At 58.8% G+C, this 21,156-nt stretch carries 23 protein-coding genes; 12 read left to right on the top strand and 11 right to left on the bottom strand.

Annotated features, from left to right (window positions below):
• Window positions 1–42: 42 nt before the first annotated feature.
• Entirely contained in the window at window positions 43–1,449 is a 1,407-nt protein-coding gene (locus tag MKR05_RS01170; protein ID WP_064158287.1) for a cytochrome ubiquinol oxidase subunit I, read from the top strand.
• Complete coding sequence (gene cydB / locus MKR05_RS01175) at window positions 1,446–2,456, top strand: cytochrome d ubiquinol oxidase subunit II (protein ID WP_048297273.1); 1,011 nt, start codon at window positions 1,446–1,448, stop codon at window positions 2,454–2,456. The genes MKR05_RS01170 and cydB overlap by 4 nt, the downstream gene beginning before the upstream one ends.
• Here cydB and MKR05_RS01180 read toward each other — a convergent pair.
• Genes MKR05_RS01180 through MKR05_RS01190 form a run of 3 tightly spaced genes read right to left on the bottom strand, consistent with a single transcriptional unit; the run spans window position 2,450 to window position 5,629 of the window.
• Window positions 2,450–3,370, bottom strand: coding sequence for an HlyD family secretion protein (locus MKR05_RS01180; protein WP_048297274.1), 921 nt, complete (start codon window positions 3,368–3,370; stop codon window positions 2,450–2,452). The two genes, cydB and MKR05_RS01180, sit on opposite strands and share 7 nt — an antisense overlap.
• Window positions 3,367–3,579 carry a DUF1656 domain-containing protein gene (locus tag MKR05_RS01185; RefSeq protein ID WP_023289219.1) on the bottom strand — a complete coding sequence of 71 codons (213 nt, stop codon included), beginning with the start codon at window positions 3,577–3,579 and terminating at the stop codon, window positions 3,367–3,369. Before MKR05_RS01185 ends, MKR05_RS01180 begins: the two co-directional genes overlap by 4 nt.
• Window positions 3,572–5,629, bottom strand: coding sequence for an FUSC family protein (locus MKR05_RS01190; protein WP_238875516.1), 2,058 nt, complete (start codon window positions 5,627–5,629; stop codon window positions 3,572–3,574). The genes MKR05_RS01185 and MKR05_RS01190 overlap by 8 nt, the downstream gene beginning before the upstream one ends.
• A gap of 77 nt (window positions 5,630–5,706) precedes the next feature.
• On the opposite strand from MKR05_RS01190, the gene MKR05_RS01195 reads away from it, so the two are divergent.
• Complete coding sequence (locus tag MKR05_RS01195; RefSeq protein WP_032452468.1) at window positions 5,707–6,501, top strand: helix-turn-helix domain-containing protein; 795 nt, start codon at window positions 5,707–5,709, stop codon at window positions 6,499–6,501.
• Between the two features lie 59 nt (window positions 6,502–6,560).
• Here MKR05_RS01195 and MKR05_RS01200 read toward each other — a convergent pair whose 3' ends face one another.
• A complete protein-coding gene (locus MKR05_RS01200) occupies window positions 6,561–6,758 on the bottom strand; it encodes a hypothetical protein (protein WP_023289222.1) in 198 nt (65 codons plus the stop codon).
• A 568-nt stretch (window positions 6,759–7,326) separates the two neighbouring features.
• Between MKR05_RS01200 and MKR05_RS01205 the strand changes: the two genes are divergently transcribed.
• The 4 genes from MKR05_RS01205 (at window position 7,327) to MKR05_RS01220 (ending at window position 9,821) form a co-directional block, all read left to right on the top strand.
• On the top strand, window positions 7,327–7,959 hold the full coding sequence (locus tag MKR05_RS01205; protein WP_023289223.1) for a helix-turn-helix domain-containing protein: 633 nt from the start codon (window positions 7,327–7,329) through the stop codon (window positions 7,957–7,959).
• Between the two features lie 45 nt (window positions 7,960–8,004).
• Window positions 8,005–8,160 (top strand): hypothetical protein, encoded by a 156-nt coding sequence (locus MKR05_RS01210; RefSeq protein WP_032429125.1) that lies wholly within the window; start codon window positions 8,005–8,007, stop codon window positions 8,158–8,160.
• A 428-nt stretch (window positions 8,161–8,588) separates the two neighbouring features.
• The gene (locus MKR05_RS01215) at window positions 8,589–9,275 is read left to right on the top strand and encodes an EAL domain-containing protein (protein ID WP_049014933.1); all 687 of its coding nucleotides are present in this window, start codon (window positions 8,589–8,591) and stop codon (window positions 9,273–9,275) included.
• A gap of 135 nt (window positions 9,276–9,410) precedes the next feature.
• The gene (locus MKR05_RS01220) at window positions 9,411–9,821 is read left to right on the top strand and encodes a Spy/CpxP family protein refolding chaperone (protein ID WP_023289225.1); all 411 of its coding nucleotides are present in this window, start codon (window positions 9,411–9,413) and stop codon (window positions 9,819–9,821) included.
• A gap of 84 nt (window positions 9,822–9,905) precedes the next feature.
• On the opposite strand, the gene MKR05_RS01225 is transcribed toward MKR05_RS01220, so the two are convergent.
• A complete protein-coding gene (locus MKR05_RS01225) occupies window positions 9,906–11,408 on the bottom strand; it encodes a UbiD family decarboxylase (RefSeq protein WP_023289226.1) in 1,503 nt (500 codons plus the stop codon).
• A 119-nt stretch (window positions 11,409–11,527) separates the two neighbouring features.
• Here MKR05_RS01225 and MKR05_RS01230 point away from each other — a divergent pair, with 119 nt between their 5' ends.
• Window positions 11,528–12,427: a LysR substrate-binding domain-containing protein gene (locus tag MKR05_RS01230; RefSeq protein WP_165457605.1), complete on the top strand. Its 900-nt coding sequence runs from the start codon at window positions 11,528–11,530 to the stop codon at window positions 12,425–12,427.
• Here MKR05_RS01230 and MKR05_RS01235 read toward each other — a convergent pair.
• Window positions 12,424–14,208 carry a diguanylate cyclase gene (locus tag MKR05_RS01235; RefSeq protein ID WP_248569311.1) on the bottom strand — a complete coding sequence of 595 codons (1,785 nt, stop codon included), beginning with the start codon at window positions 14,206–14,208 and terminating at the stop codon, window positions 12,424–12,426. The two genes, MKR05_RS01230 and MKR05_RS01235, sit on opposite strands and share 4 nt — an antisense overlap.
• 72 nt (window positions 14,209–14,280) lie before the next feature.
• Window positions 14,281–15,489 carry an HD domain-containing phosphohydrolase gene (locus MKR05_RS01240; RefSeq protein WP_101990550.1) on the bottom strand — a complete coding sequence of 403 codons (1,209 nt, stop codon included), beginning with the start codon at window positions 15,487–15,489 and terminating at the stop codon, window positions 14,281–14,283.
• A 303-nt stretch (window positions 15,490–15,792) separates the two neighbouring features.
• On the opposite strand from MKR05_RS01240, the gene fraE reads away from it, so the two are divergent.
• From fraE to MKR05_RS01260, 4 genes are all read left to right on the top strand, one after another.
• On the top strand, window positions 15,793–16,836 hold the full coding sequence (fraE, locus tag MKR05_RS01245) for a fructose-asparagine asparaginase (protein WP_044522254.1): 1,044 nt from the start codon (window positions 15,793–15,795) through the stop codon (window positions 16,834–16,836).
• A gap of 674 nt (window positions 16,837–17,510) precedes the next feature.
• Window positions 17,511–18,425: a kdo(2)-lipid IV(A) palmitoleoyltransferase gene (lpxP, locus tag MKR05_RS01250; RefSeq protein WP_044522256.1), complete on the top strand. Its 915-nt coding sequence runs from the start codon at window positions 17,511–17,513 to the stop codon at window positions 18,423–18,425.
• Window positions 18,426–18,514: 89 nt separating this feature from the next.
• Window positions 18,515–19,153 carry a leucine efflux protein LeuE gene (gene leuE / locus MKR05_RS01255; RefSeq protein WP_004203730.1) on the top strand — a complete coding sequence of 213 codons (639 nt, stop codon included), beginning with the start codon at window positions 18,515–18,517 and terminating at the stop codon, window positions 19,151–19,153.
• A 130-nt stretch (window positions 19,154–19,283) separates the two neighbouring features.
• Complete coding sequence (locus tag MKR05_RS01260; protein ID WP_004203731.1) at window positions 19,284–19,547, top strand: DUF2534 family protein; 264 nt, start codon at window positions 19,284–19,286, stop codon at window positions 19,545–19,547.
• A 59-nt stretch (window positions 19,548–19,606) separates the two neighbouring features.
• On the opposite strand, the gene MKR05_RS01265 is transcribed toward MKR05_RS01260, so the two are convergent.
• The 4 genes from MKR05_RS01265 to MKR05_RS01275 all read right to left on the bottom strand — a co-directional run bounded on the left by MKR05_RS01265 (window position 19,607) and on the right by MKR05_RS01275 (window position 21,097).
• A complete protein-coding gene (locus tag MKR05_RS01265; protein ID WP_004203733.1) occupies window positions 19,607–19,732 on the bottom strand; it encodes a hypothetical protein in 126 nt (41 codons plus the stop codon).
• Window positions 19,733–19,850: 118 nt separating this feature from the next.
• On the bottom strand, window positions 19,851–19,925 hold the full coding sequence (gene yoaJ, locus MKR05_RS27010) for a protein YoaJ (protein ID WP_137910537.1): 75 nt from the start codon (window positions 19,923–19,925) through the stop codon (window positions 19,851–19,853).
• Window positions 19,925–20,026, bottom strand: a complete 102-nt coding sequence (locus MKR05_RS01270) for a YoaK family small membrane protein (protein ID WP_004150782.1) — start codon at window positions 20,024–20,026, stop codon at window positions 19,925–19,927. The genes yoaJ and MKR05_RS01270 overlap by 1 nt, the downstream gene beginning before the upstream one ends.
• Before the next feature lie 57 nt (window positions 20,027–20,083).
• Entirely contained in the window at window positions 20,084–21,097 is a 1,014-nt protein-coding gene (locus MKR05_RS01275) for a sensor domain-containing diguanylate cyclase (protein WP_017898645.1), read from the bottom strand.
• Between the last annotated feature and the right edge of the window lie 59 nt (window positions 21,098–21,156).

A 21,156-nucleotide genomic window follows, 5' to 3' on the forward strand; every position in this document is an offset into this window, starting at 1 on the left:
CCCGGCTGCGGCCGGGGCGTTTCATAATGATGGGTGCGGATTATGTTTGAATTTGACGCGTTTCATCTGGCCCGACTGCAATTTGCCTTTACCGTTTCCTTCCATATTCTGTTTCCGGCCATCACCATCGGCCTTGCCAGCTACCTTGTGGTGCTGGAAGGGATGTGGCTGCGAACCCGGGATAACGTCTGGCGCTCGCTCTACAACTTCTGGCTGAAAATTTTCGCCGTCAATTTTGGCATGGGCGTGGTTTCCGGATTAGTCATGTCCTATCAGTTCGGCACCAACTGGAGCGGGTTCTCCCAGTTTGCCGGCAGTATTACCGGCCCGCTGCTGCTGTATGAAGTGCTGACCGCCTTCTTCCTCGAAGCGGGATTCCTCGGCGTGATGCTGTTCGGCTGGAGCAAGGTGCCGCCGGCGCTGCATTTTTTTACCACCTGCATGGTAGCCCTTGGCACCCTGGTCTCCACCTTCTGGATCCTCGCCTCCAATAGCTGGATGCAGACGCCGCAGGGTTTTACCCTCGAAAATGGCCACCTTATCCCGCAGGACTGGCTGGCGATTATCTTTAACCCCTCATTCCCGTATCGCTTGTTCCATATGGCGATCGCCGCGTTCCTCAGCAGCGCCATGTTCGTCGGGGCCTCCGCCGCCTGGCATCTGCTGCGCGGCAACGACTCGCCGGCCATCCGCAAAATGCTGTCGATGGCGATGTGGATGGCGCTGCTGGTGGCGCCCATCCAGGCGGTGGTGGGGGATATGCATGGCCTTAACACCCTTGAGCATCAGCCGGCGAAGATTGCGGCGATTGAAGGACACTGGGAAAACCGGCCGGGCGAGGCCACCCCGCTGCTGCTGTTTGGCCTGCCGGATATGGAAGAGGAGCGGACCCGCTATGGCCTGGAGATCCCGGCGCTGGGCAGCCTGATCCTCACCCACAGCCTGCATAAGCAGGTGCCGGCCCTGAAAGATTTCCCGAAAGAGGACCGGCCCTATTCGCCCGCCGTGTTCTGGTCGTTCCGTATCATGGTTGGGATGGGTGTGTTGATGATTGGCTTAGGGATCTGCAGCGCCTGGCTGCGCTATCGGCGGCGGCTGTACCATTCGCGTCCCTTCCAGTGGTTTGCGCTCTGTATGGGGCCCGCCGGTCTTATTGCGCTGGTCGCCGGGTGGGTGACCACCGAGATGGGCCGTCAGCCGTGGGTGATCTACGGTTTGCTGCGCACCCGGGACGCGGTGTCGTTGCACAGTACGCTGCAGATGGCTATCAGCCTGCTGGTGTTTATCGTGGTCTACTGCGCGGTGTTTGGCGTGGGGTATTACTATATCTTCCGGCTTATCAAAAAAGGGCCGCAGCCGGTGACGGAGCTGACCTCGCAAACCGCAGGCACCCCGGCGCGTCCGCTCTCGGCGGCAGAGCCGGTGCGGGATGAGGAGAACGCATCATGAGCATCGATATCTCGGTGATTTGGTTTGTCATCATTGTCTTCGCCACGTTGATGTATATCGTGATGGATGGTTTCGATTTAGGCATCGGGATGCTGTTCAGCGTGGTGCATGACGCCGAAGAGCGCGATGTGATGGTTAACAGCGTGGCGCCCGTCTGGGATGGTAACGAAACCTGGCTGGTGCTCGGCGGGGCAGGGCTGTTCGGCGCGTTTCCGCTGGCTTACGCGGTGATCACCGATGCGCTGGTTATCCCGCTGACGGCGATGCTCATCGGCCTGATTTTCCGCGGCGTGGCGTTTGAGTTTCGTTTTAAAGCGGTTCCCTCGCATCGCACCTTCTGGGACTATGCCTTCGCCGGCGGCTCGCTGCTGGCGACCTTCAGCCAGGGGATTGTCGTCGGCGCCTTTATCAACGGCTTTGCGGTAGCCGACCGCCGCTTCGCCGGCTCGACGCTGGACTGGCTTACCCCCTTTAACCTGTTCTGCGGTCTGGGGCTGGTGGTGGCCTATCTGCTGTTGGGCACCACCTGGCTCATCATGAAAAGCGAAGGCGCGCTGCAGCAGCGGATGCGCGAGCTGACCCGCAAGGTGCTGCTGGCGCTGATGGCGGTGATCGCGGTGGTCAGCGTCTGGACGCCGTTGGGCTGGCGCTACGTGGCGGAACGCTGGTTTACGCTGCCCAATTTCTTCTGGTTCGTGCCGGTGCCGATCCTGGTGCTGACCCTGAGCCTGTGGATCTGGCGCCTGAGCGCGCGCCCCGCCAGCCACGCTCGTCCCTTTATCCTGACGCTGGGCCTGATATTCCTCGGCTTCAGCGGGCTGGGGATCAGCGTCTGGCCGAACATTATTCCGCCGCACATCTCCCTGTGGGATGCCGCAGCGCCGCCCTCCAGTCAGGTATTTATGCTGCCGGGGGCGCTGCTGATCATCCCGGTGATCCTGATGTATACCGCCTGGAGCTATTACGTCTTTCGCGGCAAAGTGTCCGGCAGCGAAGGCTATCACTGAGAGGACAGCAAGTCGGCTATTGATGATTGACCGGCGTGCCGCGCCGTCCGGTCAGGGATGACCGAAATGGTCGCGGACAGACCGGCGACCCGCTCCACCCCTGCGGGCAGGGTATCGATATGGATACGCACCGGCACACGCTGCGCCAGCCGCACCCAACTGAACGTTGGCTCGACCTGCGGCAGGCCCAGGGCGCCGGTTTCATCATTGGTATCGCCGATCCCGTGCCCGATGCTCTCCACATGGCCGGTAATAACAGGGTCGTAGCCCATCAGCGTGATGTGCGCGGTATCGCCAATGTGGATGTGGCGCAGACGGGTCTCTTCAAAATACCCCACCACCCAGAAGCTCTGACCATCGATAATGGCGACTGTCGTCACCCCGGCGGTGGCATAGTCGCCGGGGCGCAGCCGGAGATGGGTCACGTAGCCGGATACCGGCGCCCGCACGGTGGCATGCGCTACATTCAGCTGCGCCAGCGCCAGTGCCGCCAGCGCGCCCTGGTAGTTAGCGGCCGCGACGCTGGCCGCGCTGTTGGTCTGTTTCAGATCTTCGCTGGAGATGACGCCCTGGATCTGCGCCCGACGTCTGGCGGCATCCTGGCGCATCGCCATCTCCTGGCGTCGGGCTTCCACCTCCGCCTGAGCGCTGCTGACCGCCAGCTTCAGCCAGCGCGGATCGATGGTATAGAGTACCTCTCCCCGATTGACCCACTGGTTGTCTTTCACCGCCACGCTGGCCACCGGCCCCGAGACATTGGGGGCGATCTGCACCACGTCGGCCCGCATCCGGCCATCGCGGGTCCAGGGCGTCTGCGCCTCCTGTTTCCAGAAAATGAAAGCCAGTAGCGCGGCGGCGGCGACGGCGCCTAAGGTCAGGGCATAGCGGCCCAGAAGTGTCAGATACAGTGTCATACGGATAACCCCAGCGTGTGAACGCCCTGCAGGAGCAGGAAGAAAAGCGCGATAAAAAGGGACAGCCCCCACAGCGGCCGGCACGGCAGGCGACCCGGGCCGCGGGCGGAGAAGATAAGCGGTTGCAGCAACAGTGTAGCGAGCAGGGCGATAAGGCCGACAATCAGCAGGCCGGGGAAAAATACCCCGCCCAGCGCGAGGTCACGCATGGTTCTGGCTCTCCTCAGGCTGGTGTAAGGCGCAATACAGCGCGATGAGCGCTTCCGCGCGTTCGCGCGAGGCGGCATCGGTCGCCGGTAAAGCCTGGGCCAGCAGCGCATTGACCGGTTGCTCCAGGGCCGTCATGTCCGGCTGCGGGTTCAGCGCGTCCAGGAGCGCTTGCACTGCGTCCGCCGACGCACTGTCCGCCTGCTGATAGCGACGGCGCAGATGGATCACGGCGAGACCGGTACGAATATCGCGCAGCATCTTGTCAAGCAACTGACCGGCTGCCGGTCCACTCTGCGGCAGGCGGGGCAGCAGTAATGCGGTTCGGTCGATCATCAGGTTGGTCCAGCGGTGGGCATTGTGCGCCAGCCGGCCGCGAGCGGCGCGGCGGATATCGCGCTGGCACAGCGTCAGCAGACGACGGATAGCGGTTTCCGCCTGCACGGTTTGCAGCAGGCGCATACCAAACGCCGCATAACCGACGGCGATAAACAGCGCGAGCGCGGTATTGATCGCCGTCGCGAAGTCGCCACGGTAGCTGGCCCCCAGCTCGCACAATATCGGCAGCGTCAGGGTGATGCCCATCGCCATAAAGGTGGTGGCTGGCCGCGCCTGCAGCGAGCCGGCCAGCAGATAGACCGGGGCGAGCACCGCCGCCAGCAGCGCAAATTCGTTCACCTGCGGCAGCAGGACGAAGCTGTAGAGCAGGCTGAACAGCACGCCCCACACGCAGCCGATCAGGTATTTCACCAGATGCGCCGCCGGCGCGTCGAAGCTGGCGAACAGGCTACAGCAGACCCCGAGGATCGAGACCGCGGTGCCGCCATCGGGCCAGGCGGATCCTATCCAGATCAGGCAGCCGCTAAGGATGATGACGAAGGCGCCGAAGGAAGTCCGCAGGGCGCTGAGCGGGTCGCGATGGAAAACATAACCCTTCGCCGCGCCGGCGTCGGGGGGCAGGGCAGGCGACTGCCGACGATAAACCGCCTTCGCCAGCCGCTCGCTCTCCTGCAGGAGGCGGATGGCTTCCGCCAGATGGCGCGCCAGGCTGAGCCGCAGCGCCTCGTCCATGGTCTGCGCGTCAGCAGCGTACCGGACGATGAGCCGCTCGCAGCGGGAGAGAAGTCCGTCTGCCGAGGGCGCCGACCTGGCGGCTTGCGGGCCTGTTAGCCAGGCCTCTGCCTCCGCCAGCAGCGCCTGCAGGTCGTCAGGTGGCGGCCCGCTCCGCTGTAAACGGTCATATAATTCGCCATTGACGATCAACAGTCGCGCCAGCCGGTCGTGGATCGCTTTTCTCGCCTGGCGGTGAGGGACAGACAGGCCGTCATCCCAGGGCAGGTGGTGGTTGATGCCCTGGAGAAACTGCAGGCTCAGCGCCAGCCGCAGCGTTTCCGCCGCCACCGGCTTGCCTGCCAGCGTATCGGCGATCCGCTGCCGAGCGGTTGCCAGCGTCTGTGCCAGCGTGCTGTTAAACCGCCCGGCGATGCGCACCGGCAGCACGAAGCGATGGATCAGGCCGGCGCATAAGATACCGATGGCGATCTCTTCCACCCGGGTGACGGCGAGATCAAAGATCGTCCCGGGCGCGGAGACGGCGGGAAAGCCAATCAGGCTCGCGGTGTAACCCGCCAGCAGGAAGGCGTACCCGCGCGGCGTGCGTTCAAGCAGGGACAGGCAGAGGCTACCCGCGATCCACAGGGCCAGCACGACGCTGCACAGGATCGGCTGGTTAACGAAGGTGGGCACGATGATCACGGTGGCCGCCGCGCCGACGACGGTCCCGACCAGCCGATAGACGCTACGGCTCAACGAGGCGCCCGCCGAGGTCTGCGAGACGATATAGACGGTGATGATGGCCCAGGAAGGCCGCTGCAGACCGATGGAGAGCGCGAGATAGTAAGCCAGCATCGCCGCGGCGAAACTCTTCGCGGCATAGATCACCGCCTGGCCATCGCTGCGCAGCGCGGCTGAGGGTGTTTGCGGCATGAAACGGCGCGCGACGGCGCCTGCGGCCCGCAGCCAGCGGGCCTGACGAAAGAGGATGATGTTCATGCCGCCGATTATTGCCGGCTTGCGCTTGCGGAGAAATACTCTATTCTGTCAAAAAATACCTGAATCTTGCCAACCGTATGCCATCACCTTTTGCCAATACGCTGTACGATCCGGACGCGTCTTCCTGCCCGGCCGTCGCGCGCCATCTTGATTTTGTCGAGTATGAAGCCGAAGTGCCGGTGCATAGCCATCGCAAAGGACAACTGATTATCGTGCTGTATGGCGCGGTGCGTTGTCGGGCGGAAAATAACCTGTGGATCGTGCCGCCTCGCTGCGCGGTATGGATCCCGGGCGGTATTGCCCACAGTGTGACCGCCACCTGGAACGCGCGCCTCAACTACCTGTTTATTGAACCCGGGGCGGCGGCGCTGCCCGACAGCTGCTGCGCGCTGGCGCTCTCTTCCCTGATCCATGAGCTGGTGGGGCGGCTCACCCGCGAAGGGGCGGACTACGCGGCGGATAGCCATGCCGGGAGACTGACCCGGGTGACCCTTGACGAGCTGGCGACCATGCCGGCGCAGCGCCTGAATCTGCCCGTCTCAGCGCACCCCAAAATACGCGCCATGGCCGACAGGCTGGTGAGTCATCCAGACGATCGCAGTACCCTGCCGGTGTGGGCGAAACGTCTGGCGCTGAGTGAACGCTCCCTGGCGCGCCTGATGCGACGGGAGACCGGCCTCACCTTCGGACGCTGGCGCCAGCAGCTGCATCTGATTATTGCCCTGCAGGAGCTGGCCAGCGGCGTTTCGGTACAAAACGTGGCGGCTAAGCTGGGGTATGAGTCGGTGAATGCTTTCATTACCCTGTTTAAAAAAACGATGGGGACGACGCCGGCGCACTATTTTGCCGAACGGCAGACCGGCACTCGTTAAGAAAAAGGGACGGGCGACGACCGCTGGCCTGACGCCCGCCAGAGAGGGCGGGCAGGGGCTTAGGCTTTCGGCGACTTGATCTTAATAATAAATCGCTCATTCAGCCGGGTGATCCTCGCGCCAATGTCGCCAAACTCGGTGGCGATTTTAAAAAAATCGTCCGCGGCGACGTCGAAATCGAGTTCAATTTTCTGATGTTGTCCTGTCGCCAGTAATTCATAGAAATGGTCAAGGCTGCGGGCTTTTTCGCTGGGCATCGTATTTCTCCATGGTCAACCAATCAGCAGGGCGTTTATGACTTATCGCGCTTTCCGGATTATTCAGCAGAATGGCAATGGGGCCTGATATAAGATTATGCAATGACAGTAAGAGTGGGGTAGGGCGATATTATTCCGTGTTGTTAAACCGTGCGGTCGCGCGTTTGCCGGCGATACCATGACGGCAGGAACAATCCTGTGGCGTCGGCTGATGATAGACATTGTTTGATGACAATTTGATGTCAGTAAAATGAACCTGCAAGGGCTCGGGATTTCATATCGCTAAATAATTTTTATTCTGTGGCTGTTAAGGTAGTTCTTAACTACTTTATGGTGATGGGGCTTTATATTTTATGGCCAACGGCGAGGGAACAACGATGCAATTACTTGATTTATTCGCAGGCTTATTGTGGTTAAGCAGCGTTATTTTCCTGCTGTTTGTTCTTGATGTGGTCATCACCCGTTATCTTTATCGTAAATAACCGGCAGCGGCGACGGCGCTCGGCGTAGGGTACAGCGCCGGAGGATGATAGTATAACGCCGGGACTGATTCAGGAAGGAATGCGCGGTGGCCGGGAGAGTTGATTACGATATTGAAAAATACCAGTTTACCGAAGCCGGTGAAACGTCGCGGCTGCGGGAGCAGTGGCGCGAAGTCTATCAGGAGTGCCGTCAGCTGCAGGCCGGGGCAGAGGAGCGCCTGCGCATTGCGTTACTGAACGTCGACTATGTCACCAGCTTCGAGCTGCCTTTTCGCCTGCTGCTGGTGCGCGCGCCGCAGCTGATCGCCGACGTCCGCGAGACGCTGCAGCTCAGCCGTAAAGCCGCCGTGTTCAACGGCAAACGTTACGGCTGCGTCTACAGTTTGAAGCAGGATTTACAGGCTGTACCGGAGAGCTTTCATTACCACCTGACAAACCGCATTCGTCGCGTCGAAGCGACGGGCCTGACGGCGGCGCCGTACCAGCAGATCGCCCGGGAGATTAAACCTGCCCGGGATCGACTCCGCCAGGCATTAATCGCCGGCCTGCCGGTTACCGCGCTTGATGCTCTGTTCTGGTTCGGCAGTCAGCGGGTGGCGGCGGACATTGCCCAGCTGCGCCGGTCCGGGATGGCTATTGTCACTGAGGAGGTGGAGGTCAGCGACAATCTGTTCAATACCACCCGGCGGGTACCGGTTTATCGTCTGACCAGCGCGTGAGCGGGTCTCGCTTCGCCCAGCCGCTGCCTCTGCAGGCAGTCGACCATTGCGCCATCAAACCAGACGCACAGCCCTCTGGCGGCATGCCGCGGAGCCGGTTCCCGCCACGCGCTGACGCTGAGCATGATCAGCATCAGCGCCAGCGGAACCACGTATATTCTTTTCACTACCCTGTTCCCGCTTCGCCTTTTCTGCCAGTAAGGTAGCGGGAAAATATGACGTTTCGTTGACCCGGCTGCCTGATTTATCGCCCGCAGAAGGCATGGCCGGCGGGGCGTGCCGGGTGATGCGTTATTCATCTTCGGCATAACAATATGACAAAAACTGGCGGCTTGTTTTTTTCGTTTTTATTACATCATGCTTTTTATCCTGCAGGGAAAAAGCATGAAGTCGCCATGCCTGGCGGCGGGGTTATCTTGTAACTGGCTGGTTTGAAACGATATTTTAATTGTGATTTACGCGGGTCTGACAGCGGTGGCAAATTTATATTAATTCACTTTACCGATCAATAAATTATATCTTGATAGCTTTTAGCTATCGAATGTTTCTTATCGATCATTTTAAACTATTTTTGTTAGCGGGAAATATATGACATGCTTTAACCCTTTCTTATTTCTGGTATTTTTTAAATGGTTAATGAAAACGTGAAAAATACCTCTTATCGCTTCGTTCTGGAGCCCGCTATTAGCGATGGTGGCGGCTACCACTCGTGGGAATTGCTCACTAAAGACATTATAGCACCCGCACAAAATAACACCTCAGCGCCCACGTTTTCTTTCTCCACGCTCACCGAAAGCGATAAGCTTGCACTATTTACCCGACAAATCGAGTTGCTTTCCGTATTTGATTTTTCCCAGGTCGATAATAAGCCGATCTCTCTGAATATTGATGATTTATTAAGCCATTTTATTCTGACCGACCGCTATCTCTGTGATTTTCTGCGCTCCTGTAAAAACATTGCTCTGGAAATAAATGAGAATTTTCATGAATTTATCGCTGGCCGTGAACTGACGGCGCTGAGCACGCTGGCGGCGCTTTGCCCGGTCTGGCTGGATGACTTTGGTCGCGGACGAACGACGTTCCGGCTGCTGGAGCGATTTCGCTTTGATTGCGTCAAAGTGGATAAAGACTATTTCTGGGACAAAGAAAACGATCCCGCATTGCCCGGGCTGTTACAGGCTATTCATACCCTGACCGGGCATGTGATTGTGGAGGGGATCGAAACCGAAAAGCAAAAACGGCTCATCACTGCGGCCGGGGATATCATTGGTCAGGGCCGTTACTGGAAGGATGAATATATCTTTCTTTGCTGCTGAGCGCCCGCCGGGGTCAGGTTTCGGTTACCTGCCATTCTTTTCTTATCCAGTTTTAAACGAATGCTTTGTTACAGATAGTCTTTATTCCCGCGATGATAATCCAGTCTCTTTTACTTGCCTGAAGGATAACTCATTGTGAATACACGCTTGCGTAACACCCTGATCGCCATTGCGCTGACCACCTGCTTCACCGCCGCCAGCCAGGCGTCGACCTCGGCTGACGTGCCGTCTGTCTCGCAGGACCCGGTCGTCCAGCACCTGAAGCTGAGTGAGGATCAGGTCGCCAAAATCCAGGCGCTGCGTCAGGGCTTCGAGAACAGTGTGAGCCAGATTAAAATCAGCGGCTATCAGGACGGCGCCCTGGCCGACGTGATTCACTCCGGGAAATGGGATGAAGCCAAAGTCAAACAGCAGCTGGCTGCCTTTAGCCAACTGGATCAGCAGGTGCGCTATTATCGCGTGAAATACTACTTCGACGTCAGCCAGGTGCTGACCGCCGAGCAGCGTGAGCAGGTGAAAAAAGACCTCGCCGCGGCGATCAACTAACCCGCCTCCGCCATCCGCTCCGGATGGCGCTGCATCGGACGACAGACGCCGCGTTTCCGGCGCCTGTCGCCCCGCTTGACTGACTTACTGACCGTGGCCGTTTTCCAGACGGGCAAAATACTCCGGGGCAAACGGACGCGGGTCGACATCGGCAAACGGCGCACGCTCAAAGTGCGCTTTCAGCGCCCAGGGAACTGTGCAGTCAAAAATCGTCTTGCAGCTGATACCTTCCCCGCGGATCGACGGACTGTATTCCGGCGTCTGGGAAGGATCGAGCTGGTGACCGCGGATACCGGGGAGGGTGGTGATGCTGACATCCCCCTGCATGCGGGTAGTCATCGCCCACAGGATATCGTCGCTGTCAAAGATATCGACATCCTCATCAACCAGAATGATGTTTTTCAGTTCGGAATAGGTTGCCAGCGCCAGCAGCGCAGCCTGTCCCTGACGTCCTTCGTCGGCGGGCTGACGTTTTTTCACCTGCAGGATCCCCAGAAATTTACCGCCGCCCGCGGTGTGGGCGTAGACGTTTTGTAAAAAGCCCGGGATGGCGGCCTCGACGGCATTCCAGATACTGGCTTCGGTCGGCAGCCCGGCGAGGGTGGTATGTTCTTCCCCCGGTCCCACCAGCGTCTGCAGGATGGCATTGTGCCGCATGGTTACCGCCTTGACTTTGATCACCGGCAGCGACGGGTTGGCGCCGCCGCAGTAGCCGGGAAATTCCGGCATCGCGTGGCCGCTGTTGGTGTGTTGATCTTCTCTGACGCGCACGCCGGGCAGCAGTTCGCCTTCAATGACGATCTCGGCGCGGGCGATGGCTTTCTCCGGGACGCTGACGCCCTGCACCAGCTCCACCGGGCGCTGACGCAGCGCGCCGGCGACGCCCAGTTCGTTATAGCCAAACGGCGTGGTAGGGGCTTCGAAGCAGGCGCCAATATAGATGGCCGGATCGAGACCCATATTGATGGTTATCGGCAGCGGTTTGCCGGCAGCCTCGGCTTTCTGGCGAAACACTTCGATATGGCGGCCGGCGGCAAGAAACATCGACAGCTCATCCCGGCCCTGCACGCACAAGCGGTGGATGGTGACGTCGGTGAGCGAGGCGTCGTCAGGATCGCTGGCCAGCGCCAGGCCCAGGCAGAAGAAGGGGCCGGCGTCGATCGGGGTGTTGGTGGGCGCCGGGAGCAGGGTGCGCAAATCAAAGTCCGGATCGTCGGCCAGAAAAACCTGCTCCTGACAGGGGGCGCTGCCGGCCGGAACCACCACCGGCGCGACCGGTGTTTTCACCGCTTTACCCACCTCCAGCGCCAGCTGCGAAGCTTCGCAGCCCAGCAGCAGCGCCGCCCGCTGGCGGCTGGCGTGCATGCCCACCAGAATACGCGAATGCGGATAGCCTTTAATATTGTTAAACATCATCGCCGGGCCAATGCGGGTGGGGCGCTTCACGGTGCCGCCGGCGCCGATATGACGATAGACGCCGGCCAGCTCGGCGTTGGGGTCCACCGGATGATTGGTTTCGAGGTATTGATTGTCATGCTGTTGCAGCAGTGCGATGGCGTCGCGCAGATCCTGAATCGGTGCGGTCATGATGTTCTCCTTAGCGTGTCGATGCGCACAGTATGCTTCGCAGGCTAATGGTTATCAATTGCATCATTCATGCATTATTGATAAGATTTTTATTATCAATAAAACCCTGGAGTCCGGCCATGTCCTTGCGAGCGTTACGCCATTTTGTGGTCGTTGCCGAAGAGTTACATATGCACCGGGCGGCGGAGCGGTTACATATCGCCCAGCCCGCCCTCAGCCAGCAGATTAAACAGCTCGAGCAGCGTCTGGGGGTGGTGCTCTTCTCCCGCGCCAACCGCCGTCTGACCCTGACCGCCGCGGGCGAGGCCTTTTGGCAGAAGACGCGGCTGGCGCTGGAGATGGTCGACCAGGCGGCACTGGACGCTCAGCGCACCGCGCGGGGCGAGCAGGGAAGGTTGCATCTGGGGTATGTCTCCAGCGCGATGTACGACAGTAAACTGCCGGGGCTGCTGCGCGAGCTGCGCGCCGACTGGCCGGGGATTGAGCTGTCGCTGGTGCATGGCGATGTGCAAATGCTCTACGAAGCGCTGCTGGATCTGCGCCTGGATATCGCCATCATCCGGGCGCCGCTGGCCTCGCCGCCGGAGGCGCTGGTGGTCAGGCCGTTTGTGCGGGAAAAGCTCTGCCTGGCGCTCTATCAACAGCATCCGCTGGCGGGCGTGGGGGCGCTCAATCTGGCCTCATTGCGCTCGGATAACTGGATCTCGCTTGACGATCCGCAGGGCACCGGGTTGGAGCAGGTGTTTATTGACGCCTGCCGCGTCGCGGGCTTTACGCCGCAGGTGGCGCAGCGGATTAACGACGTCACCTCGATGATTAGCCTGGTCTCCGCCGGGGTCGGGGTGGCCCTGGTTCCGGTCTCGGCGCGGGCCTTACGCCTCGATAACGTGGTGTATATCGATCTTCAGGACCGGCTGGCGGAGAGTGAGCTGAGCATGGTTTACCACCGCCATATCCGTTCGGCGGTGGTGCGGAAAGTTATCTCGCTACTCAATGCGACCGAGCAATCACCCGGTTAGCTGGTCTTGAGGCGGCCAAAGCTGACAATCCTTGAGCGGCCCAGCTCTTTCGCCCGGTACAGCGCGGCGTCCGCCGCGCGCAGCAGGCTGTCGCTTTGGGTGTGCTGCGGGTAGCTGGCGATGCCAATCGACACATCCACCTGGCCTATCTCGGTCAGACCATCGCGCAGCGTCATCGCGTGCACCTGGGTATAGATCTCGCTGGCGCACTGGTGCGCCTCGGCTTCGTCAAGGCCGGGGAGCAGCACCAGAAACTCTTCGCCGCCGTAGCGGAAAGCCGTGCCGATATCGCGCACCGCGCGCTGCACGATGGTGGCGACGCTCTTAATCACCAGATCGCCGGCCTCGTGGCCGTAGCGGTCATTGATGGCTTTAAAATGATCGATGTCGATCATCAGACAGCTCAGCGGGGTGTGGGTATGGACCGCCAGCGCCATCTGTGAATGCAGCGCTTCGTCAAGATGATGGCGATTACGCAGGCCGGTCAGGGAATCGAACAGCGCTTTTTCCAGCAGGGCGCTGCGTAAGCGCTGATTGGCCAGCGCCAGGCCCAGCGCTTCCGCCATCAGCTCAAGGTAGGCCCGGGAAGGGGCGTCACTGGCGGTAACGTTCTGAAAGGTCAGCAGCCCGATGGCTTCGCCCTGGGCGATGAGCGGTACGCAGAGCGACTGGCCGGCGTGCGCCTCCGGCAGATGATAGCAGGTGATATCGGGTTCGCCCTGCACCGGCGGATGGCTGAGTCCCCGACGTATCGCCCAACAGTCGTCGGGTGAAAAGGGCGTCGTCTCCCCGGCGGGCGCCAGCCACTGCGCCACGCAGCGCATCTGCCAGGGGTCGGTATCGAGAATATACAGTTTCCCGGGGATCGTCGGGGCGATATTCGGCGCAAACAGTTCCGCCACCTTAATCACATCCTCAATGGTTTCACAGCCCTGCAGACGCTGGGTCATGCGCGCCAGCAGTTCGCGGATCGCCCAGTCAGCGTCGCGCTGCTGCTCCAGCTGCTGGCGGGCCAGGCCGTTCTCGCGAAAAATACGGATGGCCTGGGCCATATCGCCAATCTCATCCACCTGAGTGAACTGCGGCGTCTCCACCGCATAGTCCTGGGAGGCGAGACGCTGCACCACGTCGCTCAGGCGAACCACCGGGTAGAGCACCCGCCGTTTGAGAATAAAGCCGAGGACGAACAAAAACATCAGCGCGGTCAGGCCGACCATGATTTCCGACAGGGTGCGCCAGATCCGCGAGCGTTCGGTGGCCTGGTCAATGGCGACGGCGGCGCGATTTTCGAGCATCTGGCGGAAGCGATCGATCTGCGTCTGCATGCGTTCCAGCTCGGTCTCGTATGCATTGCCGTACAGCACGGCGATGGCCGCTGGCGCATCGCCGTGGGCGACATGCGCCAGGGCGGCCTGTTGTTCATCCTGCAGTTCAGCGGCAATCTGCAGGCCATCGTGTAGCAGCGCCAGCTCCTCGCGGCTGGCGCCGTTATCTTTCAATCTGGCCAGCCGCAGCTCAATGCTTTTGTCGGTCCGCTGCAGCTGCTGGTACTGCTCCAGCGTCTCCGGCGAGGGCTTAACCACGTATAGCCGGGCGAGGTCAGACAGCGCCCAGGCGTCGTTTTCCACCTCGTCGGAGAGGGTATCAAAGACCTGGCGCTGCTGTACCGCCTGGCGTTCGACGCGGTCTGCGCTGGAGGCCATGAGCATGGCGCTCCCGGAGGTCAGCGTCAGGCCGACGGTGATCCCGTAGGCCCAGTTGGTGATGGTGGCGATTCTCACCCTGTGTTTCCTTGCATGCAGATGAAGCTGTTTTAATTATAGAACCCGTCCCCGTCACGACGGCGGTCCGCTTCAGGGACGGTGCTCGCTGCGGGGGTGTTCGAGGGTCTGAAGAATGATGGCGTGTAGCGTTTCCGCATGGTGGCGCAAAACGAGAAAGACATCGCGATCCAGAGCGCCATTTATAACATCCGTTTCCATAATCTGTAAGGCCTCCTGCCAGGCCATCCCTTTACGATAAGGGCGATCTTCGGTCAGGGCGGTGAAAATATCGGCGATGGAGATAATGCGGTCGGCGAGGGTCAGGTGATCCTTTTCGAGATGCAGAGGGTAGCCGCTGCCGTCCAGTTTTTCATGATGATTCGAGGCCCAGTTGATAATGTCGCCAAGCTCGCTGTAGTCGCTAAGGAGATCCCCGGTCATGTAGCTGTGCTCGCGTACCTGGCTCAGCTCGTCGTCATCCAGCTCCCCCTCTTTTTCCAGAATAGAAAGAGGGATATAAACCTTACCAATGTCGTGCAGATAGCCGGCAACCTGTATTTGCTGGCAGATGGGCTCCGGCAGCTGCATCCAGTGGGCAAGCTGGCGGGCGATTTCCCCCACCATAATACTGTGGCTGGCGGTAAAGCTGCTGTAGGTGTCGACAATTTTGGCAATCAGCAGGCAGACATCTTTCAGACCGTCAATATCCAGATACAGCGTGTTGATGGGGGCAATAATTTCCAGCAGCCGTTGAATATGCCCGGGATGCAGGTGCTGCCAGAAGCTCGCATTTTCAGCGACCTCGCACAGGGTATCGCAGAGTAACGGATCGATCTCCCGGTGCAGGGTGACGAACTGCTCCACCACTGCCCGCGTGGGCCAGGCGGTCACGCGGCTATCCGCCGGCAGCAGCCGTTCAAAGGCATCGGCGAAATAGATAATATGCTGTTCGCGGCTGCCGCGGTGCTCCGGGCTAAAGTGGTGGTCGCGAATAAAGGGGACGATGGGCCGGAAGGTTGCTAACCCCTCGAGCATCGCCGCCCCCTGGCGCTGATGCGGATCGTGGATATTATCGATAGCATCCAGCGAATGAATGGTGCGTCTATCACCCAGTACGCCGATATCGTGCAGCAGCGCGGCGCAAAAGATGGTCTGCTGCCGCTCGGCAGGCAAGCCCAGCCTTTGCGCCAGTGTCAGGGCGATTAAGGCCGTTCGTTGCATATGCCGGTGCAGATCAGGGTTAATGATCTGAATGACGTTGGTGGTCAGCATCAGGGCCGACTTCAGGGCAATACGCATTTCTGTTCTCCGTTCGCGTCACCCGGCGGGCATAAATGACCTCGGGGGTGACGGAAGTGTCGATAATCTGATCCCAATGCGTGTTGTGTGTTGCTGAAAGGGTAAAAACTCATAATGTATGGGTTCATGGCGCTTGCCCGGTTCAGATCCAGTCATGCACCAGATTTGGGCGATGTTGATGCGAGAACCTTATTATTGTCTGATAGTTAACCATTTACCCCCCGTAAAAGATATCAATTCTGGCAAGCCCTTTGCATTAAGCAAGCGTAAGTTTGATTAATGTCTATGAAGGGAGTGACTTGTATGAATTTTAGAGCATTACTTGCCATTGCGTTACTGACGATGAGCAGCCTGGCGTTTAGCGAGACGCGCTTACCGCATATTGTCATTTTAGCCACCGGTGGGACGATTGCCGGCTCGGCGGCCAGCAATACCCAGACGACGGGCTATAAAGCCGGGGCAATTGGCGTGCAGACGCTGATTAACGCCGTGCCGGAAATAAGTAAAATCGCCCACGTCGAAGGTGAGCAGGTGGCGAATATCGGCAGTGAGAATATGACCAGCGATATTATTCTGCAGCTCTCGAAGCGGGTGAATGCGTTATTAGCCCGGGATGATGTCGATGGCGTGGTGATCACTCATGGCACCGACACCCTCGATGAAACCCCTTATTTCCTCAATCTGACGGTGAAAAGCAATAAACCGGTGGTCTTTACCGCCGCGATGCGTCCGGCGACGGCGATCAGCGCCGACGGGCCGATGAACCTGCTGGAAGCCGTTACGGTCGCCGCCGACCCGGATGCCCGTGGGCGCGGGGTCATGGTGGTGCTTAACGACCGCATCGGCGCGGCGCGCTTCGTCACCAAAACCAATGCCACCTCGCTGGATACTTTCCGGGCGCCGGAGGAGGGTTATCTTGGCGTCGTGGTGGGGGGAAAACCCCAGTTTGAAACGCGGGTGGATAAAATTCATACCCTGCGCTCGGTCTTCGATGTGCGTCAGCTGAAGGCTCTGCCGAAAGTGGTGATCATCTATGGTTACCAGGACGACCCGGAGTATATGTACGATGCGGCGATCGCCCATCATGCCGACGGTATTATTTACGCCGGCACGGGGGCGGGTTCTGTATCGGTACGTAGCGCCGCTGGTATTAAAAAAGCGCAGCAGGCGGGCATCGTAGTGGTGCGCGCCTCCCGCACCGGCAGCGGCGTGGTGCCCCCGGACGACAGCCAGCCAGGGCTGGTGGCCGATTCCCTCAACCCGGCGAAAGCGCGTATTCTGCTGATGACGGCGCTGACGCAGACGAAAAATCCGCAGCTGATCCAGCAATACTTCCACACCTATTGATCCTCTACGGCCAGGGCGTGGTTCGCGCCCTGGCCGCGTTGTTCTCTCAATCACCCGACGCGAGTGCAAACCGGCGGCGGATCATTGTCCGTCATTCACCCCCGCCTGTTTTTATGCGCGAGGCGTAAAGAAATATTTTTTTAGCAGCCGGCGAGGGCGCCATTAAAATGCCTCCGCAGGAAAAGACGAGTATTTTTAAAGCAGGCTTAAATAAGCCTATTCTTAATTATTGTCTTAAGGCGAATTTAATCTTCCTTATGCTGATAGATTAAACATGATACATTCCACGGCGCGCGCGCTTTAATTATCACGCCCACAAATGACGACGCGACGCGATGCGCCACGCCGCTGGCCGCGCGGCTTAGCGGACGACATCTCCCCGCAGGCAGGGCGCCCCCGATGAAGAATTCGGTTTTTTCTGCTAGTAACGCGGATGATTAGCGTGAAAATGATATACATGATGAATATATTAAAAGGGTCGCAAGATTTAAGTTTACATTTAGTAACATTTGTGCCGCAATTATGTTTTTTTGTCAGCACGCAGTTTTTTACTTGCCGGAAGGAATTTCGCCGGATTAGTATTGTCGAACTTGCTGTACGTACCGCCTAATGATGATAAATGGACTCTGTTTTCCTTAAGCGTTACCACATAATTAATGTTTACAGGAAAAATCATGGCCTGCGTATTTCATAAACAACTTTTACACCCGCGCAACTGGCTGACCTGGTTCGGGCTCGGCATTCTCTGGTTGATCGTGCAACTGCCTTATCCGCTGCTGCATTTTATCGGCACCAGCGCGGGTCGTCTTTCCCGACGCTTTCTCAAACGCCGCGAACATATCGCCCGGCGCAATATTGAGCTCTGCTTCCCGGAGATGTCGCCGGCGGCGCGCGAGACCCTCATCGATCAAAACTTTATGTCGCTGGGAATGGGACTGATCGAAACCGGCATGGCCTGGTTCTGGAGCGATGAGCGGGTTAAAAAATGGTTTGATGTCGAGGGCTTTGCCAACCTTAATCATGCGCTTAGCGGCGGGAAAGGGGTGATGGTCGTCGGCATACACTTTATGTCGCTGGAGCTGGGCGGGCGCGCCATGGGGCTGTGTCGTCCAATGATGGCCACCTATCGTCCGCACAACAGTCCGCTGATGGAGTGGGTGCAAACCCGCGGTCGCCTGCGCTCGAACAAAGCGATGATCGATCGCAACAACCTGACCGGCCTGGTACATGCCTTAAAATCAGGCGAAGCGGTCTGGTTTGCTCCGGACCAGGATTACGGCCCCAAGGGCAGCGTGTTTGCGCCGTTTTTCTCCGTCCCGCAGGCGGCTACCACCAACGGCACCTATGTGCTTTCCCGTTTATCGGGGGCGAAAATGCTGAGCATCAGCATGGTGCGCAAGCTGGATCGCCAGGGCTACAGCCTGCACATTAGCGAAGTGATGAATGACTATCCGGGTGAGGATAAGCAGATCGCCGCCGGCTATATCAACAAGGTGATTGAGCGCGAGATCCTGCGCGCCCCCGAGCAGTATCTGTGGGTGCATCGCCGTTTTAAAACCCGCCCGCTGGGTGAACCCTCCGTCTATTAACCTTCCCGCACAGGCTGCGCTTTCAAAATCCCGACAGTTGGGGTAACGTGAGCCGGATCATGTTTTAGTCGTGCGCGAAGGAGTGCAGAGTGTTCGCTGAGTTTGGTGTTCTGAATTATTTGACCTACCTGGTCGGGGCGGTGTTTATCATCCTCGTCCCTGGCCCTAATACGTTTTTTGTGCTGAAGACGGGCATTGCCCACGGCGTGAAGAAAGGCTATCTGGCGGCGGCGGGCGTCTTTATTGGCGACGCGGTGCTGATGTTTCTGGCCTTTGCCGGCGTGGCGACGCTGATTAAGACCACGCCGGTGCTGTTTAACGTCGTCCGTTACCTCGGAGCGATTTACCTGCTGTGGCTGGGGGGCAAAATGCTCTATGCGGTGCTGACCCAGCGTGACGGCCAGGCCGACGCCAGCGCAGAGCCGGCGAGCGCAATCCTCAAGCGCTCCCTGACACTGAGCCTGACCAACCCGAAAGCGATTCTGTTTTATGTGTCGTTTTTCGTGCAGTTTATCGACGTCAACGCCAAAGCACCCGGGGTGGCGTTCTTTATTCTGGCGCTGACCCTCGAGGTGATAAGCTTCTGCTATATGAGCTTTTTGATCCTCTCCGGCTCGTTTGTCACCCGCTACGTCAAAACCCGCAAGAAGCTGGCCAAACTTGGCAACAGCCTGATTGGCCTGGTTTTCGTTGGGTTCGCCGCGCGCCTGGCTACCCTGCAGTCCTGATCCCCACGGGCCGGTTACCCACAGACCGGCCCGCCGCCTCTTATTCTGCCCTGTAACAAAAACCCTTCATTTTTTATTGCATTGGTGTTACATATACAGCCGTTTATCGCTCAGCAAAAAGGAAGCCCGGATGATTCTGCAAAAACTCCTCAGCAATAAAAACTGCAAAAAATACTGTCTGTCGCTCGCGGCGGTGTTTGCTATCGCGCTGGCGGTGGTGGGACGGGCGACCTTTGGCGGCGTGGTGAGCGAGTACAATATGCCGTACTCGGAGTGGACGACGTCCATGTTCTTCCTGCAGGGGGCGATGGTGACGGTTTACAGCATCGTCTTTACCGCGCTCTTCGCTATTCCGCTCGGCTTTATTTTCCTCGGCGACGAGCGTCAGGATTAAGCGTCAATGGGCGAACCAAAGTTCGCCCTGTTTTATCGGCTCATCAACAGCGTGAAGCATTAATCATCGTCATGATAGTGATGATGGTGGTGATGGCGATGGTGGTGATAGCCATCGTCAACAATGCATCCCGATAACAGCGTGCACAGCGCAATAATCAACGGTAACACGATCGGTTTTTTCATCCTTACTTCTCCCGCTATTTTTCTTTCCCCGGGGCCGAGAATGCCGCGGCGGATAACGTGAGTGTAAAGCGTTAACTTATTGATGGGATAGGACAACTCCGCAATATCGCCGCGGCGATCACCACCAGCCGAACTGGGCGCCGGCCACCGCCACGATGGCGACAACCAGCATAATAATGGTGCTTTTTTTCATTATGCTCCGCCCGGCGCCGCATAGCCGCCGACAAAAAACCAGCCGAGAAAGACGACGGCGATGATAAAGATCGCCACCGGGAAAAGAATACCCAATTTCATGATAGTGTCCCTGTACCCACGAATGATGCCCAGCATGATACTGGATATCGCGTGACTTTAGTCAATATGAATAAAATTCTCCTGCCGGCGAGACTTCTTATCCTGATACATCGCCTCATCGGCAGCGCGTAAGGCCGCTTCAACATCGATACTCTGCGGATCGCAGATGACCACCCCGAAGCTGGCGCCCTCATAGTTGATACGCTGTTCGCCGAGGAAGTAGACGCCGCACAGGGCCTGGCGCAGGGTGGTGACATACGCCTGCTGCGCCGCGGGCGGCTGGGCGCTACCGACGATCAAAAACTCATCGCCGCCAAGGCGGCCAACGATATCTTCCCGGCGCGCGACGGCGGTGAGTCGTTCGCCGACCTGCACCAGAAAGCTGTCGCCGCACGGATGGCCGAACCGATCGTTAATGGCTTTGAAACCGTCGAGATCGATAAAAATGAGCGCGACCTGTTGCTGCTGAGCGCGGGCGGAGGCAAAGCGTAGCGCCAGCTGCTTAAACAGCGCGCGGCGATTAGGGAGCTGGGTGAGCTCATCGGTCGACGAGTGCAGCTCCAGCGCGACGTTTGCCGCCTGCAGCTGTTGCACCAGGGTGTCTTTTTCCACGTAGTGGGAAATGAGCTTCGCGAACAGGCCCATGACCTGTTCACCTTCAAGGTTATAAGGCTGTTGTTGCCGGCTGGTGGCGCAGAGGGTGCCGAACAGAGAGCCGTCGGCCAGGCGCACAGGAATGCTTAAAAAGGTGGCGATCCCCAGCTCCTGGGCGGCGATGCAGGAGTGCCAGCGACGGGCGACGTCATTGCTAAACGTACACTGATCCTCAAGGGCGCGTTTGCACAGAGATTCATCCCAGGGGACGGAAAATCCTTCCGGGATCTGCATTTCGCTGCTGTTGTGGGCGAACATGATCTGCTGCCGCTGGGCGTTAATATCGATGCGGGTAAGGTAGGTGGACTCCATTCGCGTCACCGCCTCCAGCATCTCCAGCAGCTGGCGCACCAGGGTTTCCAGGGACTGTTCCGTAGCGAGGGTTTGCGACACCCGGGCAAGAATAAAATCTGACATGAATAATACAGCTCCAGCACGCCAAACGTCACCCCAGCATATTGGGCTGCAAACGGACA

It is taken from the genome of Klebsiella sp. K5-204 (assembly GCF_030128585.1).
Classification (GTDB): Bacteria; Pseudomonadota; Gammaproteobacteria; order Enterobacterales; family Enterobacteriaceae; genus Klebsiella; species Klebsiella quasipneumoniae.